Consider the following 15,357-nt stretch of genomic DNA (forward strand, 5'->3'; position numbering starts at 1 on the left):
CCGCGGACCCCGTGACGGGGACGGCCTGGGGCGGTGATCAGGAGATCGTCAGGTACCGAAGCGCCGGTGCCGCGCGGCATAGGAGCGGATCGCCCGGAGGAAGTCGACCTTGCGGAAGTCCGGCCAGTGGACCTCGCAGAAGTAGAACTCCGAGTGGGCGCTCTGCCAGAGCATGAAGCCGGAGAGACGCTGCTCCCCCGACGTTCGGATGACCAGTTCCGGGTCCGGCTGGCCGCGCGTGTAGAGATGCTCCGCGATGTGCTCGACGTCGAGGACCTCGGCGAGTTCCTCGATGCTGGTGCCACGACTCGCCTGCTCGATGAGCAGAGAGCGCACCGCATCAGCGATCTCACGCCTACCTCCATACCCAACGGCGACGTTCACAATCAGGCCGGGGGCATCGGATGTCGCTTCCGCGGCATCTTTAAGGACTCGGGCGGTTTTGTCGGGGAGGAGGTCGAGCGCGCCCACCGGCTTGACGTGCCAGCCGTCGGTGGCGAGCCGGGTGACGGTGTTCTCGATGATCTCCAGCAGCGGTTCCAGCTCGTTGGCGGCCCGGTTGAGGTTGTCGGTGGACAGCAGCCAGAGCGTGACCACCTCGACCCTGGCCTCGGTGCACCAGTGCAGCAGCTCGGTGATCTTGTCGGCGCCGGCCCGGTGCCCGGTGTTGACGTCGGCCAGCCCGAGTGACCTGGCCCAGCGCCGGTTGCCGTCCAGGATGACGCCGACGTGCCGCGGGGTGATGTCGGTCGGCAGGGACGCCTCGACCCGGCGCTCGTACATCCGGTAGGCGACGTCGCGGACCGCCCCGTACGGCTTGCTGCGGCGGATCGCGGAGGTCAGGCCCCCGCCTCCGGACGGGTCACGGCGTACCCCGTCACGCCGCGAGCCGCGAGCCATCCCACTGCGCCGAACCCCCATGCGGGCTTCCCTTCGAGCGACCGTCCCTGACGGGAACGACCGCCTAATTATGGCCCGGCCGGGACACTTCTCCCACCGATATGGTCAGGTCCGCACTACCCGGACGGTGACCGGATACGCACCGCCCGGCCGGTGTCCACTTCCGGCCGGCGGCTACCGGCCGTGGTGGTCGCGGTAGCCGGCACCGGCCCGCTCGGCCTCGGCGAGGACCTCGGCGAGGAATCCGGCCAGCTCGGACGAGGTGAGCACCGCGCGGACGCCGCGTCCGCCCGCGCCCCAGGCGTCGAGCACCGCCCGCCGCGCCACCCGCCAGCTCCCCGAGGCCGACTGCTGCGGGCCGACCCACATCGACGAGGTGCGCAGGGCGCAGCGCAGTTCGCCGGTGCTCACCAGGTCGCCGCGGTCGCGGTAGCGGAACGCGAACAGCTCGGGCTCGCGCGCCGCGCCGCCGTGCTGGGGGTCGGGGAAGCGGTCGTCGGGATCGGGCCACCGGGTCGCCTGCGGCGAGCTCTCGGCCCTGGCCTCGGCGACCCGCCCGGCGAGCCCGGCCAGGAAGTAGCCGCAGCGCTCCCCCACCGAGCCGAACGAGTCGCCGTCCCGGCGCAGCTCCAGCGTCACCTCGAACGGGTTGCCGCCCCGGTCGACGGAGGCGACCGGCACGACCGCCAGGGACGAGCCGTCCAGGCAGCGCAGGCCCCTCACCCGGGGCCCGCCTCCTCGGCGGCACCGGCGTCCGTGCGGCCCGGTCGGGCCCAATCTGCCATGCATGGCACATTAGGCCAGGTCAACACCATGATCACACCCACGGGTGCTTGTGATCACGTAATACTCCGGGCCCGGGGTCAGGGCGTCGGGCCGGCGGCGCGGGCGCGCTCGACGTACTCCAGGGCGGTGCGCAGCTCGCCGAGCCACTCGTCGGTGTTGGTGCCGACCAGCCGCACGCACCAGGCCAGCGCGTCGCTGCGGCTGCGGGCGACGCCGGCGTCGACGAGGGTGTCCAGGACGCGGCGCTCGGGCTGGCGCAGCCGGGTCATCACCGGCACCGACAGCGTGGTGAACATCTCGCGCTGGTCGCCGCACGCGCCGCCCCAGGAGACCTTGTGGCCGAACCGGTGCTCGGCCTCGCGCGCGATGGCGATGCGCTGGTCGCGGGTGTCCTCGCGGAAGCGCTGGATGTGGCCGGCCAGCACGGCGCTCCGCTCGGCCGGCGAGACGTCCCCGGCTGTGGCGGGCTCGGGCAGGCGGCCGACGACGCTGACCTCTTCGCGGTCGAGGACGACGTCCGGCGGGCCCTCGAACCAGCCTTCGGGAAGCCGGCCGGAGAACCAGCCACGGATCTGCTCCACCGCTTCGGTCGTAGTCATGTAATCAAAATTACAGCCTGCCCGCGCCCCTGAGAAGGCCCGGCCCGGATTGACAGTCCGAATCTTTTGAGAGTTACTTTCATTAGAAACTAGCAATCAAAGGACGGTGACTCCCATGAGCATGCCGGACAACCGGCGGTGGTGGGGCCTGGGCGCGCTCGCGTTCGCCCTGCTGGCCCTCGGGTTCGACATGACGATCCTGAACGTGGCGCTCACCACGCTCTCCGAAGACCTGCACGCGAGCACCAGCCGGCTCCAGTGGATCGTCGACGCGTACGTGCTGGTGTTCGCGGCCCTGCTGCTGCCCGCCGGGCTGCTCGGCGACCGGTTCGGCCGCAAGCGGCTGCTGCTGGCGGGCATGGTGATCTTCGGGGCGGCGTCCCTCGGCGGCGCGCTGGCGGACGGTCCCGGCGGGATCATCGTCGCCCGCGCGGTGATGGGCATCGGCGCGGCGATCATCACGCCGCTGTCGATGTCGCTGCTCCCGGCGGTGTTCCCGCCCGAGGAGCGGACCCGGGCGGTGGCGGTCTGGTCGGCCGCGATGGCCCTCGGGCTGCCGCTCGGCCCGCTGCTCGGCGGCTGGCTGCTCGAGCACTTCTGGTGGGGCTCGATCTTCCTGATCAACGTCCCGGTGGTCGCGATCGCCGCTGTCGCGGTCGCGTTCCTGCTGCCCGAATCGCGCGACCCGTCCGCGCCCCGGGTGGACTGGCCGGGCTCGGTGCTGTCGATGGGCGGGCTGGCCGGGCTGGTGTACGGGGTGACCGAGGGCCCGGCGCGGGGCTGGACCGACCCGGTGGTACCGGGCGCGATCGCCGGCGGACTGGTCCTGCTGGCCTGCTTCGTGGGGTGGGAACGGCGCCTGGACCAACCGATGATGGACGTCGGCCTGTTCCGCGACCGCACGTTCCTGTGGGCGGTCGCCGCGGGCGTCCTCGGAACGCTGGTGATGTCGGGGACGCTGTTCGTGCTCCCGCAGTACCTCCAGGTCATCCAGGGGAACAGCGTGTTCGGCACCGGCCTGCGGCTGATCCCGATGCTGCTGGGGCTGATGGCCGGCGGCCTCGCGACCGACCGGCTGTCGGCCCGGACCGGCAACAAGGCGATCACCGTCGCCGGGCTGTTCGTCCTGGCCGCGGGGCTCGGCATCGGGGCGCTGACCGGCGTCGGCGACTCCTACACGTTCACCGGCGCGTGGCTCGGCGTGCTCGGGCTCGGCATCGGCCTGACCATGGTCCCGGCGATGGACACGGTGCTGGGGACACTGCCCGAGAACCAGATGGGGCGGGGGGCGGGCCTGGTCCAAACGCTGCGGCAGACGGGCGGTGCGCTCGGCATCGCGGGCCTCGGCAGCCTGCTGTCGTCGATCTACCGTGACCGGCTCGAGACCGGCAGCCTGCCGGGGACGGGCACGGGCGGCGCCGCCAGCGAGGCGGCGAACGCGGCGGCGGAAACGGCGCGCGGCTCGCTCGGCGGGGCCGCCGCCGTCGCGGGACGGCTGGGCGACGGCGCGCTGATGGCCTCCGCCCGGGACGCCTACGTCGGCGGGATGGGCGCCACGCTGACGGCGTGCGCGGTCGCGGCGCTGGCCACGGCCGTGCTCGTCTGGGTCTTCGCACCCGGACGGCGGACGGAGCGTGCGGCACCCGCCGGGGATGGCAGAGAATCGATCCATGAGCACGCCGCTTCCTGAGCAGCCCATCGAACGTCTGCACGACCGCCTGGCGCGGCTGCCGCTGCGGGAGCGTAAGAAGCTGAAGACCCGGAGGGCGATCCAGCACCACGCCCTCCGGCTCTTCGACGCCCAGGGCTACGACGCGACCACCGTGGAGCAGATCGCCGACGCCGCCGAGATCTCGCCGAGCACGTTCTTCCGCTACTTCCCCACCAAGGAGGACGTGGTGATCACCGACGAGTGGGATCCGATCATGGCCGAGGTGCTCCGCGGCCAGCCCCCCGGACTCAGCGCGATCGAGGCGCTGCGCGCGACGTTCCGTGAGCTGTTCCCCCAGATGTTCGAGCTGGACCTGGAGGCGATCACGATCCGGGTCCGGCTCACCGCGACGGAGCCCGCGCTGCGCGCCCGCACGTTCATCTCGCTGCGCGAGGGCACCCACGCGGTGCTGCGGGAGATCCTCGCCGAGCGGGTCGGCCGGCCGGAGGACGATTCCGACGTGGAAACGTTCACCTGGGCGGTGCTGGGCGTGCTCCAGTCGGCCATGTACGCGTGGGTGGCCGCTTATCCGGCCCTCGACCTTTCGGAGCTGGTCGACCACAACCTGGAGTTCCTCGGCGCCGGCTGCCCCCTCTGACGCCCGGAGGGACGGCGCCTGAGCGGACGGGCCGGGCCGGGCGAGGGTCAGCCAGCAATCCCGGCGGCGTGCCGCGGGTTGACCCGGACGGCGCCCTTCATGTTGCGCGTGTAGACGTTCTGGATCTGCACGACGGTGCCGCGGCGCGGGGCGGCGAGCATCTTGCCCTTGCCCAGGTAGAGCGCGATGTGCGAGATGTAGCCGGGCGCGGTCGGGTCGTTCGCCCAGATGAGCATGTCGCCGGGCTGCGCCTTGGAGTAGGGCACCACCCATCCGGCGCGGGCCTGGTCGGCGGCCACCCGGGGGAGCTTGATGCCCGCGCGGGCGAACGCGTACTGCATCAGGCCGGAGCAGTCGTAGCCGCCCTCGGCCTCGGACTCCCCGCCCCACACGTAGGGCCAGCCGAGCCGGCTGTAGGCGGCGCGGATCACCGTCTGGACCTGCTGGGCGGTCATCACCTGGCCGCGCGCGGCGGGCGGGGTCTTGCCGGTTCCGGTTCCGGCTCCGGCTCCGCCTCCGGTCGCGGGGGCGTCGATCTCGGGATTGACCTCGACGGCCTTGGCGCCCTTGGGCAGCACCTTGCGGAGCTTCTTGACGAACTCGGCGGGCCGGGTCTTCGGCACACTGATCAGCAGCGCGTTCGAGGTGGGCATGCCGAGCGCCTGCGCGGCGGTATGCGAGATCACCGCGTCCACATCGCCGACGCCCATCGTGGCGTACGCGCCGACGCGCAGCTCGGACTGCCGGTCCTTGCCGCCGACCGGGATGCGGCTGCCGAGCTGGACGCCGCCGTCGCTGCCCATGGTGAAGGAGATGGCCACGTCGCCGCCCGCCACGTTGCGCCACAGCGCGTCGGACTGGGCGGTGGGCTTGGGCGTGTAGTTGCGGAAGGTGGACGGGTCGACGCCCAGCAGGCCGACCCGCTTGCCCGCGACCATGCCCTGCACGGCGTCGACGACCTCGACGCCCTGCACCCCCTTGGCCTTGCGGATCCGCCCGGCCAGGTCGGCGGGCAACGCGGACGGCGCGGCCACCATGACGTGCGGGGTGAGGCGCTTGCCGAGCGGCGCCACCGCGGCCGGCGAGAGCTGGGTGCTGCCGGAGGCGGCCACGAACCGGGCCCGTTTGTCGGGCGTGGCCTGGGGCGGCGTCGCGGGCGGCCCGGATTCGCGCGCCACCAGCACCGCCACGTTGACCGACAGCGTGGTCAGCACCGAAACGCCGATGATCGTCGGAAGCACCCGGCGGTTCGGCTTGCGCACGGCAACACTCCACTCGTTGTTCGGCCTGTCCGCTTGCACGACTTCGACCGAGATGCTCGATCATCGTCCAAATACCCGACGCGTCAGGGGCCACCCCGGTTTACCGGGCTGATTTCAGTCAGCGGCCCCTCAGCTACTCATTGGTAACACCAGCGACCCGGGGAGATCAAGGTCACAGCGCCACAAAGTAGACTTCCGCTCCAATTACTCGCGCCCTACTCGGCCAGCTCGCGAGTGAGGCCGGCCGGGGTCGTGACCGGCAATCGGCAGGTGAAGCCGCGGCAGACGTAAGCCGCCGGGGCGCCGTCGACCGGCCCGCGTCCGTCCAGCAGCGGGACACCGGCGGCGCCGGGCGCGCCGACGCTCACCACCGCTCCGGGGCTCACCGCCATCAGCGCGGTGCGGTGCAGGGCCCGAGTGCGCTCGTCGCCCGGCTCGCCGACGATGGCGATCTCCAGCGGCCCGCTCGCGTACGCCTCGGCGCCCGCCAGGCCCCAGCCTGCGAACCGGGCGTGCTCGGCGGCCAGCAGCGTGGCGGGGGCGAGCGCCGTGCCCGCCGCCTCCCGGTGCGGGATCGAGCCGGTCAGCGCCGCGTACGACAGCAGCGCCCCGGCCGCGGCGAACTGGCCGGACGGGGTCGCGTTGTCGGTCGGGTCCTGCGGGCGCCGGAACAGGCGTTCAGCATCGTCGGCCGTGTCGTAGAAGCCGCCGGCGCCGTCGCCGAACCGTTCGAGCACGGTGTCGAGCAGCGCCCCTGCCAGGTGCACGTGTTCGGCGTCGCTGGTCACGCCGTGCAGGGCCAGCAGCCCCTCGGACACGTCGGCGTAGTCCTCCAGGACACCCGTGTTCGCCCCAGCGGACCCGTCGCGCGACGTCCTGACGAGCCGGCCGCCGTGGGCGTGGAGGTCGGCGATGAGCGCGGCGACCTCTTCCGCTGCGGCGACGAGGTCCGGACGGTCGAAAAGGGCTCCGCACTCTGCGAGCGCCGCAACCGCCAACCCGTTCCAGGCGGCCACCACCTTGTCGTCTCGCGCGGGCGGCACCCGCTCAGCACGGGACGCGAGGAGCGCCCCACGGACGCGCTCATAGCGTTCGAGGTCTTCAGGGTCGCGCAGGAGTTGCAGGACGGAACTGCCGTGTTCGAACGTCCCCGCATCGGTCACCTCGAAGAGACTGGCCGCATAGGCGCCGTCCTCCTCGCCGAGTACGTTCCGCAGCTCCTCGGGCGTCCAGACGTAGTACCTGCCCTCCACGCCCTCGCTGTCGGCGTCGAGGGCCGACGCCAGCCCGCCCTGCGGCGTGCGGAGGTCGCGCAGCATCCAGTCGCACGTCTCCAGCGCGATCCGGCGCGCGAACGGGTCGCCGGTCAGCCGCCACCAGTGCGCGTACACCCTGGCCAGCAGCGCGTTGTCGTACAGCATCTTCTCGAAGTGCGGGACGACCCACGACGCGTCCACCGAGTACCGGGCGAAGCCGCCGCCGAGCTGGTCGTACATGCCGCCGCGCGCCATCGCCCCGAGGGTGTGGCCCGCCATCGTGAGCGCCTCGGGATCCTGCGTGCGCGCGTGGTGCCGCAGGAGGAACTCCAGCGCCATCGACGGCGGGAACTTGGGCGCGCCCCCGAACCCGCCGCGCGCGGCGTCGTACGAGCCCGCCAGCGCCTTCACGGCACCGGCCAGGAGGTCCACCCCCGGCGGTTCCGACCCGCCGCTCAACGCGGGCGCGCGTGAGGTGAGCGCCGCGACGATCTGCTGCCCCTGGCCGTCCACCTCGTCGCGCTGGTCGGTCCACGCCTTCCCTACGGCGCGCAGCAGCGTCTGGAACTGCGGCCTGGGGAAATAGGTACCGCAGTAGAACGGGTGGCCGTCCGGCGTCATGAACACCGTCATCGGCCAGCCGCCCTGGCCCGTCATGGCCTGCGTGGCCTCCATGTAGACGGCGTCGATGTCGGGCCGTTCCTCGCGGTCGACCTTGACGCTGACGAACAGCTCGTTCATCAGCCGCGCAGTCTCGTCGTCCTCGAACGACTCGTGCGCCATCACGTGGCACCAGTGGCAGGCCGCGTATCCGACCGACAGCAGGACGGGCACGTCCCTGCGTCTCGCCTCGGCGAAGGCCGCGTCGCTCCACTCCCACCAGTCCACCGGGTTGCCGGCGTGCTGGAGCAGGTACGGGCTCGTCGCGTCCTTGAGGCGGTTCATGCCCCCGATCCTGCCCGATCGGGGGCACCGCTCACCCCTTCGCGGCCAGGTCGGCGAGAGCGGACTCGATGGCGCGGTGGAACGTCGGGTATGCGTAGATCATCTCGCGCAGCCCGGCGATGGGCGCCTCGGCGTGCACGGCGACGGCGAGGGCGCCGAGGACCTCGCCGCCCGCCGGTCCCATCGCGGTGGCGCCGACCAGCACGCCCCACTCGACGTCCTCGACGAGCTTGACGAACCCGTCGTTGCCGGCCTTGTGGATCCAGCCGCGGGCCGTCTCGGGGATCCGCGCGAACCCGGTCCGGACGGGCAGGTTCTGGTCGCGGGCCTGCGCCTCGGTGAGGCCGACCACGCCGACCTCCGGGTCGGTGAACGTCACGCGCGGCACGGCCCGGTAGGCGGCGCGCGGCCCCTCCTCGCCCAGGATGTCGCGGACGGCGACGCGGCTCTGGTACATCGAGACGTGCGTGAACGCGCCCATGCCGGTGATGTCGCCGATCGCCCAGAGGCCCTCGGCCGCACGCAGCCGCCCGTCCACCTCGATCGTCCGCGCGGTGTCGTCCAGCCCGGCGGCGGCCAGGCCCAGGGCCTTGAAGTCGGTGCGGCGGCCCGTCGCGACCAGCAGGCGGTCGCCGGTCAGCTTCTCGTCGCCCACGCGCAGGGCGAACACGCCGTCCTCATGGGCGGCCCCGGTCACCTTCGCGCCCGTCCGGACCGTGATCCCCTCGCGTTCGAAGACCTCCGCGAGGAGCGCGCCCACCTCCGGCTCCTCCCGGGCGAGCAGCCGGTCGCCGGCCTCCACGATCGTGACGCGGCTGCCGAACCGGGCGAAGACCTGCGCCATCTCCACGCCGACCGCGCCGCCGCCGAGCACCAGCAGCGACCCGGGCACCTCGGTCGCCCGGACCGCCTCCCGGTTCGTCCAGTACGGGGTGCCGGCGAGCCCGTCGATCGGGGGCGCGGCGGGGTCGGTCCCGGTGTCGAGCAGCACGCCGCGGGACGCCCGGAACACCCGCTCGCCCACGGTGACCTCGCGGGGCGCGGTGATCCGCCCGCGGCCCCGCACGAGGGTGACGCCGCGGCCGGTGAGCCGGTCGGCGGCGACGGTGTCGTCCCAGTCGCCGGTCGCCTCCTCCCGGATCCGCGCGGCGACCGGCCCCCAGTCGGGTCGCACGTCGGCCCCGCCCGCCATCCCCGGGACGCGGCGGCCATCGGCCAGCAGTCCGGCGGCGCGGACCATCATCTTGGTCGGCACGCACGCGTAGTAGGGGCATTCACCGCCGACCAGGCGCGACTCCACGCCGACGACCGACAGCCCCGCCTCGGCCAGCCGCCCGGCGGCCTCCTCGCCCCCGGGGCCGAGCCCGATCACCACGACATCGACGTCTTCAGCCATGACCTCAGCCTGCCCCGCCTGATCACCCGCGTACCCTCAGCGGCGCCGCCGGGGCAGCGGGACGACGTCCAGGTCGTGCGCGAGGACGGTGTCGCCGTCGAACGCGGCGGCGGCCTGCTCCAGGAAGCGCGGCTCGTCGCCCGCCCGGTACCGCTCGGAGAAGTGGGTCAGGACGAGACGCCGCACGCCGCTCTCCGCCGCGATCCCCGCCGCCTGCCGCACGGTGAGGTGGCCGTACTCCTCGGCCATGCCCGCCTCCTCGTCCAGGAAGGTGGACTCGATGACCAGCAGGTCGACGCCCTCGGCCAGTTCACGGGCACCGTCGCACAGCCGCGTGTCCATGATGAACGCGACCTTCTGGCCCGGCCGGTGGATGCCGCACTCCTCCAGGGTGACCGTCCGCCCGTCCGGGGTGGTCACGCGCCCGTCCTCCAGGAGCCGCCGTACGAGCGGCCCTCTGACACCACGGGCCTCCAGCTCGGCGGGCACCATCGTCACGCCGTCGGGCTCCTCCAACCGGTAGCCGTACGCCTCTACCGGGTGCGACAGCCGCTGAGCGGTCAGGCTGAACGGGGCGCCTCCTGTGGGGAGGACCATCCGTTCGCCCGAGAGGGGCTGATCCCGGATCACATCGGTGCCGCGGGACGCGGTGGCGTGCCGGAGCCGTTCCCAGTAGGCCGCGCCGCTAGCGGGGAACGCGGCGTTCACCTCGTGCTGTACGCCGTCCCGCGCGATCCGCTGCACCACCCCCGGGACGCCTAGGCAGTGGTCCCCATGGAAGTGCGTCACACAGACCCAGTTCACGTCATTCGCAGAGACTCCGGCGTGGGCCATCTGCCGCTGCGTCCCCTCGCCGGGGTCGAACAGCAGGCCGTACCCGTCCCAGCGCAGCAGGTATCCGTTCTGGTTGCGGGCCTTGGTGGGCACCGCGCTGGCGGTGCCGAGGACGACGAGTTCGCGAACCGACATCCCCCCATGGTGCCGTCCCGCCGGTGGGAGCGGCCCTCCCCGCGGACCGAACCGAACGCTATTCTGGCGCGGGCGCGCCGATCAGAGGAGAGCCATGGGCAGCAAGCGGGACAAGATCAAGATGAGCCCGGCGGAGGTCGGCGCGTTCCTCGCCGACAGCTTCAAGGTCCAGGTCGCGACCGTCGGCAAGGAGGGCGAGCCGCACCTGGTCACGATGTTCTACACGCTGCTGGACGGCCGGATCGCCTTCTCCACCTACAAGGCGTCCCAGAAGGTGCTGAACCTGCGCCGCGACCCCACCATGACCTGCCTGGTCGAGGACGGCTCGGAGTACGGCGAGTTGCGCGGCGTCGCGCTGTACGGCAAGGGCCGCGTCATCGAGGACCCGGACGTCCGGCTCAAGGTCGGCGCCGTGGTCGGCTCCCGCCTCGCCGGGCTGCCGGTCCCCGAGCTCGGCGCCCCGCTCGACCCCGCGTTCGCCGCGGGCATCGAGCAGGCGATGGCCAAGCGGGTCCTGATCGTGATGGAGCCCGACCGCACCGTGAGCTGGGACCACCGCAAGGCCTGACCACCGCAAGGTGTCTCGCCCGGGTCGCGGCCGTCCTGCACCCCGGCAGCCGGCACCTGCACGGCCGCCCCTCGGCCGTCCACGACCACCCGCCCCGGGACCTCCCGGCCAAGCTGCTGATCCGGCTGGCCGCCCGGACCTACACCGTCTCCATCCGGGCGGCCACGCCCGCCGCCCTGGGGCTGCCGAGCGACTCGTAGAGCGGGCGGGCCTCGGCCAGCGCGGCCCGCTCGGCGTCCGGGTCGCGGCGGAGCCGGGCCGCGTCGGCGAGGTGGCACCACAGGTCGGCCTGCTGCTCGGCCGCCCGCTCGGCCCGCATGATCTCCAGCGCCTGGCCGAAGAAGTTGACCGCCGCGTCCGGCCGGTCCCGCCGCAGGTACTCCTGCCCGAGGCTGGTCAGGGCCCGGCCCCGGTTGTAGCGATCGGGTTCGGCGAGCGCGACGAACGCGTCGGGCAGTGGCTCCAGCAGCTCCAGCGCCCGGTCCCGGTCGCCCACGCCGCTGAGGGCGCGGCCGAGATGGTGCCGGGCGAGCAGGATCGCGTGCGGGTCGCCGGTCTCCCCCGCCAGCCGCACATTCGTCTCCAGGGCTTCGGCGGCCTCGTCCCAACGCTCCTGTCCCAGCAGCTCCAGCCCGAGCGACTCCACCGCCGTGGCCTCGCCCTGCCGGTGCCCGGCGGCGCGTGCCGCGTCACGCGCGGCGGTGTACTCGCGGACGGCCTCGTCCACCCGGTGCCGGCCGGCCAGCGCGGACCCGAGCTGCGTCCGCATCCGCGCCTCGGCGGCCCCGTCCCCGCAGCGGACGGCCGACTCGACGCCGAGCTCGTGCGTGTCGATCCAGTCGCGGTAGTGCTTGCGCAGGAAGTAGAAGTACCAGAGGGCCTCGCACAGCCACCAGACGTGCTCGTCCCACCCGCGCGCGTGCGCGGCCTCGACGGCGGCACGCAGGTTCTCACGCTCCGCGTCCAGCCACTCCCACGCGTCGGCCTTCCCCGCGAGCGGGCGGACGCCGTCGTACGCGGGCCCGAGCCGCCACCGTCCGGGACCGAGCGTGCGGTCGGCCGCCGCCGCCCCGGCGAGATAGAAGTCCAGGACGCCGCGCAGCGCCGCGTCGCGGCCGTCCTGCGTCTCGTCCCGCTCCGCGCACTCCCGCGCGTACACCCGCAGCAGGTCGTGCAGCCGGAACCGGCCGTCGCCGGTCTCCGCGACGAGATGCCCGTCGACGAGCAGGTCCAGCAGGTCCGCGGTGTCCTCCTCGGTCCGGCCGGCGAGTGCGGCGGCGGCGTCGATGCCCATGCCGCCGCCGGGATGCAGGCCGAGCAGCCGGAAGAGCCGCGCGGCCTCCGGGGACAGCTCACGGTAGGAGTCCTCGAATTTGGCGCGCACGTCGTCGTCCTCCCCGGCCCGGAAGACGTCCAACCCGGCCCGGCGTCCACCGACACCGCCAGCGGTTCGACGGCCGAGTCGAGGTCCAGCGGGTCGAGCGGCACCGTCCGCGCGCCGTCGCGCAGCAGCCCGGCCAGCCTCCGGCGGCTGGTCACCATCACCACACAGCCGCCGGACGCCGCCCGCCCCGGACACCTCGATGAGCGGAGTGGACGCGTACACCCGTCCCGCCAGCTCGTTCCGGCCCACGATCCGCCGGCATCCCTTACGCGGCAGGCGATTCCGGACGTCTGGCGCAAGTCTCTCCGGAGCAGCAGCGAGGGCAACTGCGTGGAGGTCGCGGACGTCCAGACTGCGATCGCCGTGCGCGACTCAAAGGACCCGGACGGCCCGTGCCTTGTGGTCACTCGGGCCCACTGGGGCAGGCTCGTCGGGCGGGCGAAGCGCGGGGTGTACGACGGCGGTTGAGCGGACGGTCGTCGGGGCCGTCCGCAGGGCGTCGGAGTGGGTCAGGCGTCGCCGTCGGCGGGCTTGGGGCTCGCCGACTCAGCCGTGGCCTTGGCAGGTTCGGCGGCGGCCTTGGCCTCCTGGGCGCGTTCCCATGCCTGCTGCTTGAGATCGGCCTCCTTGGGGGCCTGGATCTTCTTCATCTGCTTGTTCATCGACCTGACCAGCAGCACCGTCGCCACGGCCAGGGCCACGAAGACCCCGAAGCCGAGGAAGCCCGGGGACACCGTGTCGTCGTTGAGGGGGATCGCGCTGAGGGGGGCTGCGAGGGACAACATCTACAGAGACACCTTCTCCCGAATACCGGCGAACAGATCGTCCTCCGGCAGTTCGGTGTCGACCAGGGACCTGGCCAAATGGTAGTCCTCGGTCGGCCAGGCCTCGCGCTGGACGTCCATCGGGACGGCGAACCATGATCCGTTAGGGTCGATCTGGGTCGCGTGCGCGAGCAGCGCCCGGTCCCTGACCTCGAAGAACTCGCCGCACGGGACGCGGGTGGTGACCGTCCAGCGGGCGGGCGGGGCGTCCTCGAACCGCTTGAGCCAGTCGGCGTAGGGCGACTCCAGCCCGGCGGTCTCCATCGCGGTGTGCAGCGCGACGATGCGCTCCTGGCTGAAGGTCATGTGGTAGTAGAGCTTGGACGGCTGCCAGGGCTCGCCCGTCCCCGGGTAGCGCTCGGGGTCGCCGGCCGCCTCGAACGCCTCCACCGACACCTCGTGGCACTTCACGTGGTCGGGGTGCGGGTAGCCGCCGATCTCGTCATAGGTGAGGATCACGTGCGGGCGGAACTCGCGGACGGCCCGGACCAGCGGCTCGGTGGCGGACTCGAGCGGCTCCAGCGCGAAGCAGCCCGCGGGCAGCGGCGGCAGCGGGTCGCCCTCGGGGAAGCCGGAGTCGACGAACCCGAGCCAGCGCTGCTCGACACCGAGGATGGCGCGGGCCCGCGCCATCTCCTCCTGGCGGACCTTGGGGATGTCGGCCTTGACCTCGGGCCGGTCCATCGCCGGGTTGAGGATGTCGCCGCGTTCACCACCGGTGCACGTCACCACGAGCACCTCGACGCCTTCGGCGACGTACCTGGCCATGGTCGCCGCGCCCTTGCTGGACTCGTCGTCCGGGTGGGCGTGCACCGCCATCAGCCGCAGCGGCTCGGCGGGGCCGGACCGGTCGAGCGTCCTATCGTCGATGAGCTCGGACACCTGGGGATCTCCCTCTTGGCAATGCCATACGTACGGTGATGAGCGGACCCCGGTTCGGAGCACGCGCCTCGACAGAAGAGAATTGTCCCTGACAACGTCCGCACACCGCACGGAGATTCCCCGCCATGGCCACGAGCGTGTCAGCACAGCCGGTATCGGAGAAGCGCCGCGGAGGCCGGCTCGGCTACATCCTCATCGGCGTGCTCGCGGCCGTCCTCGCCTGCGGCTGGGCCTTCGTGATGGGCCACGTCGGGCAGACGCCCGGCATCGCCTCCCAGACGATCACCTACGAGGTGCTGAGCGACTCGTCGGTCCAGCTCAAGTACTCGGTGGCCAAGCCGAAGGACGACGAGGTGCGGTGCACGGTCGACGCCTACGACACCGCGCTGGCGGTGCTCACCGAGCACGAGATCACGGTGCCGCGCGGGTCGTCCAACCTCACCCGGACCGAGAACCTGACGACCGCCAAGCGGGCCACCGGAGCCCGGGTGAGGGACTGTCACAAGGTGTGACAGCGGGCGAGAAACGCCTGGTGAAGCCGAAACGCGTTTGGCGGGTTGCGGGCGCCCGCTTCAGGGAACCTTTACCGCACACACCGGATAGGCTTGAGGTTTCACCCGGCCGCACTTCATGTCGATGTGGCGCTCTCCCTCCCCTGGGTGAGCGAGGATCGCAACATGTGGATGAGGAGTACCCGTGACCGAGACCCGCGCTGACAACGTCACCTGGCTGACCCAGGAGGCGTACGACCGGCTCAAGGCTGAGCTGGACCACCTGTCGGGGCCCGGCCGCATCGAGATCGCTCAGAAGATCGAGGCGGCGCGGGAGGAGGGTGACCTGAAGGAGAACGGCGGCTACCACGCCGCCAAGGAGGAGCAGGGCAAGATCGAGGGGCGCATCCTCCAGCTCCAGAGCATCCTGGAGAACGCGCGCGTCGGCGAGGCTCCGCGGACCGAGGGCGTCGTCGGCCCCGGCATGACCGTCACAGTCGCCTTCGAGGGCGACGACGAGGAGGTCACGTTCCTGCTCGCCTCCCGCGAGGAGAGCGGAGCCCCCATTGACGTCTACTCCCCCAAGTCCCCCCTGGGTGCGGCGATCAACGGCAAGAAGGTCGGCGTGAAGGCCACCTACTCGCTGCCCAACGGGCGCGGCATGACCGTCGAGATCCTCGACGCGACCCCCTACGTGGGCGGCTGAACCCCGCCGGCCGGGCGAATCTCCGGCCCGCCGTCCCGAACCTGCGCTCCAGGCGACGGGATGGCGGGCCGTTTCGCTGT

The 15,357-nt window shown here is 72.5% G+C and carries 16 protein-coding genes; 6 read left to right on the forward strand and 10 right to left on the reverse strand.

The features are described 5' to 3' along the window. Nucleotides 1–48: 48 nt before the first annotated feature. The 3 genes from QP090_RS08810 to abmR all read right to left on the reverse strand — a co-directional run bounded on the left by QP090_RS08810 (nucleotide 49) and on the right by abmR (nucleotide 2,285). Entirely contained in the window at nucleotides 49–921 is an 873-nt protein-coding gene (locus QP090_RS08810; protein ID WP_285938049.1) for an isoprenyl transferase, read from the reverse strand. Between the two features lie 153 nt (nucleotides 922–1,074). Beyond that, a complete protein-coding gene (locus QP090_RS08815) occupies nucleotides 1,075–1,623 on the reverse strand; it encodes a hypothetical protein (RefSeq protein WP_285938050.1) in 549 nt (182 codons plus the stop codon). Between the two features lie 140 nt (nucleotides 1,624–1,763). Then, nucleotides 1,764–2,285, reverse strand: coding sequence for an ATP-binding transcription factor AbmR (gene abmR, locus QP090_RS08820; protein ID WP_285938051.1), 522 nt, complete (start codon nucleotides 2,283–2,285; stop codon nucleotides 1,764–1,766). A 115-nt stretch (nucleotides 2,286–2,400) separates the two neighbouring features. Between abmR and QP090_RS08825 the strand changes: the two genes are divergently transcribed. Together QP090_RS08825 and QP090_RS08830 are read left to right on the forward strand one after the other, a co-directional pair. Further along, nucleotides 2,401–3,975 carry an MFS transporter gene (locus QP090_RS08825; protein WP_285938052.1) on the forward strand — a complete coding sequence of 525 codons (1,575 nt, stop codon included), beginning with the start codon at nucleotides 2,401–2,403 and terminating at the stop codon, nucleotides 3,973–3,975. Then, entirely contained in the window at nucleotides 3,956–4,594 is a 639-nt protein-coding gene (locus QP090_RS08830; protein WP_285938053.1) for an acyl-CoA-like ligand-binding transcription factor, read from the forward strand. The genes QP090_RS08825 and QP090_RS08830 overlap by 20 nt, the downstream gene beginning before the upstream one ends. A 47-nt stretch (nucleotides 4,595–4,641) precedes the next feature. On the opposite strand, the gene QP090_RS08835 is transcribed toward QP090_RS08830, so the two are convergent. From QP090_RS08835 to QP090_RS08850, 4 genes are all read right to left on the reverse strand, one after another. After that, a complete protein-coding gene (locus tag QP090_RS08835) occupies nucleotides 4,642–5,856 on the reverse strand; it encodes a C40 family peptidase (RefSeq protein ID WP_285938054.1) in 1,215 nt (404 codons plus the stop codon). Nucleotides 5,857–6,071: 215 nt separating this feature from the next. Next, a complete protein-coding gene (locus QP090_RS08840) occupies nucleotides 6,072–8,057 on the reverse strand; it encodes a thioredoxin domain-containing protein (protein ID WP_285938055.1) in 1,986 nt (661 codons plus the stop codon). Nucleotides 8,058–8,088: 31 nt separating this feature from the next. Continuing rightward, the gene (locus tag QP090_RS08845; RefSeq protein ID WP_285938056.1) at nucleotides 8,089–9,453 is read right to left on the reverse strand and encodes a dihydrolipoyl dehydrogenase family protein; all 1,365 of its coding nucleotides are present in this window, start codon (nucleotides 9,451–9,453) and stop codon (nucleotides 8,089–8,091) included. Between the two features lie 36 nt (nucleotides 9,454–9,489). Next, on the reverse strand, nucleotides 9,490–10,422 hold the full coding sequence (locus QP090_RS08850) for a ribonuclease Z (protein ID WP_285938057.1): 933 nt from the start codon (nucleotides 10,420–10,422) through the stop codon (nucleotides 9,490–9,492). Nucleotides 10,423–10,516: 94 nt separating this feature from the next. Here QP090_RS08850 and QP090_RS08855 point away from each other — a divergent pair, with 94 nt between their 5' ends. After that, nucleotides 10,517–10,990, forward strand: coding sequence for a pyridoxamine 5'-phosphate oxidase family protein (locus QP090_RS08855; protein WP_285938058.1), 474 nt, complete (start codon nucleotides 10,517–10,519; stop codon nucleotides 10,988–10,990). A gap of 139 nt (nucleotides 10,991–11,129) precedes the next feature. Here the strand turns inward: QP090_RS08855 and QP090_RS08860 are convergent, their stop codons facing one another. Further along, the gene (locus QP090_RS08860; RefSeq protein WP_285938059.1) at nucleotides 11,130–12,374 is read right to left on the reverse strand and encodes a tetratricopeptide repeat protein; all 1,245 of its coding nucleotides are present in this window, start codon (nucleotides 12,372–12,374) and stop codon (nucleotides 11,130–11,132) included. On the opposite strand from QP090_RS08860, the gene QP090_RS37510 reads away from it, so the two are divergent. Continuing rightward, on the forward strand, nucleotides 12,297–12,842 hold the full coding sequence (locus QP090_RS37510) for a DUF397 domain-containing protein (protein ID WP_329519570.1): 546 nt from the start codon (nucleotides 12,297–12,299) through the stop codon (nucleotides 12,840–12,842). The two genes, QP090_RS08860 and QP090_RS37510, sit on opposite strands and share 78 nt — an antisense overlap. Nucleotides 12,843–12,883: 41 nt before the next feature. On the opposite strand, the gene QP090_RS08870 is transcribed toward QP090_RS37510, so the two are convergent. Both QP090_RS08870 and mca read right to left on the reverse strand, forming a co-directional pair. Then, nucleotides 12,884–13,159, reverse strand: coding sequence for a hypothetical protein (locus tag QP090_RS08870; RefSeq protein WP_285938061.1), 276 nt, complete (start codon nucleotides 13,157–13,159; stop codon nucleotides 12,884–12,886). Then, a complete protein-coding gene (gene mca / locus QP090_RS08875) occupies nucleotides 13,160–14,017 on the reverse strand; it encodes a mycothiol conjugate amidase Mca (protein ID WP_285938616.1) in 858 nt (285 codons plus the stop codon). It lies immediately after the preceding gene. A 188-nt stretch (nucleotides 14,018–14,205) separates the two neighbouring features. On the opposite strand from mca, the gene QP090_RS08880 reads away from it, so the two are divergent. Together QP090_RS08880 and greA are read left to right on the forward strand one after the other, a co-directional pair. Then, nucleotides 14,206–14,592, forward strand: coding sequence for a DUF4307 domain-containing protein (locus tag QP090_RS08880; RefSeq protein ID WP_285938062.1), 387 nt, complete (start codon nucleotides 14,206–14,208; stop codon nucleotides 14,590–14,592). A 184-nt stretch (nucleotides 14,593–14,776) separates the two neighbouring features. Continuing rightward, nucleotides 14,777–15,277, forward strand: a complete 501-nt coding sequence (gene greA, locus QP090_RS08885; RefSeq protein ID WP_285938063.1) for a transcription elongation factor GreA — start codon at nucleotides 14,777–14,779, stop codon at nucleotides 15,275–15,277. Nucleotides 15,278–15,357 lie beyond the last annotated feature (80 nt).

The sequence above is a fragment of the Actinomadura xylanilytica genome (assembly GCF_030283145.1).
Taxonomy (GTDB): domain Bacteria; phylum Actinomycetota; class Actinomycetes; order Streptosporangiales; family Streptosporangiaceae; genus Spirillospora; species Spirillospora xylanilytica.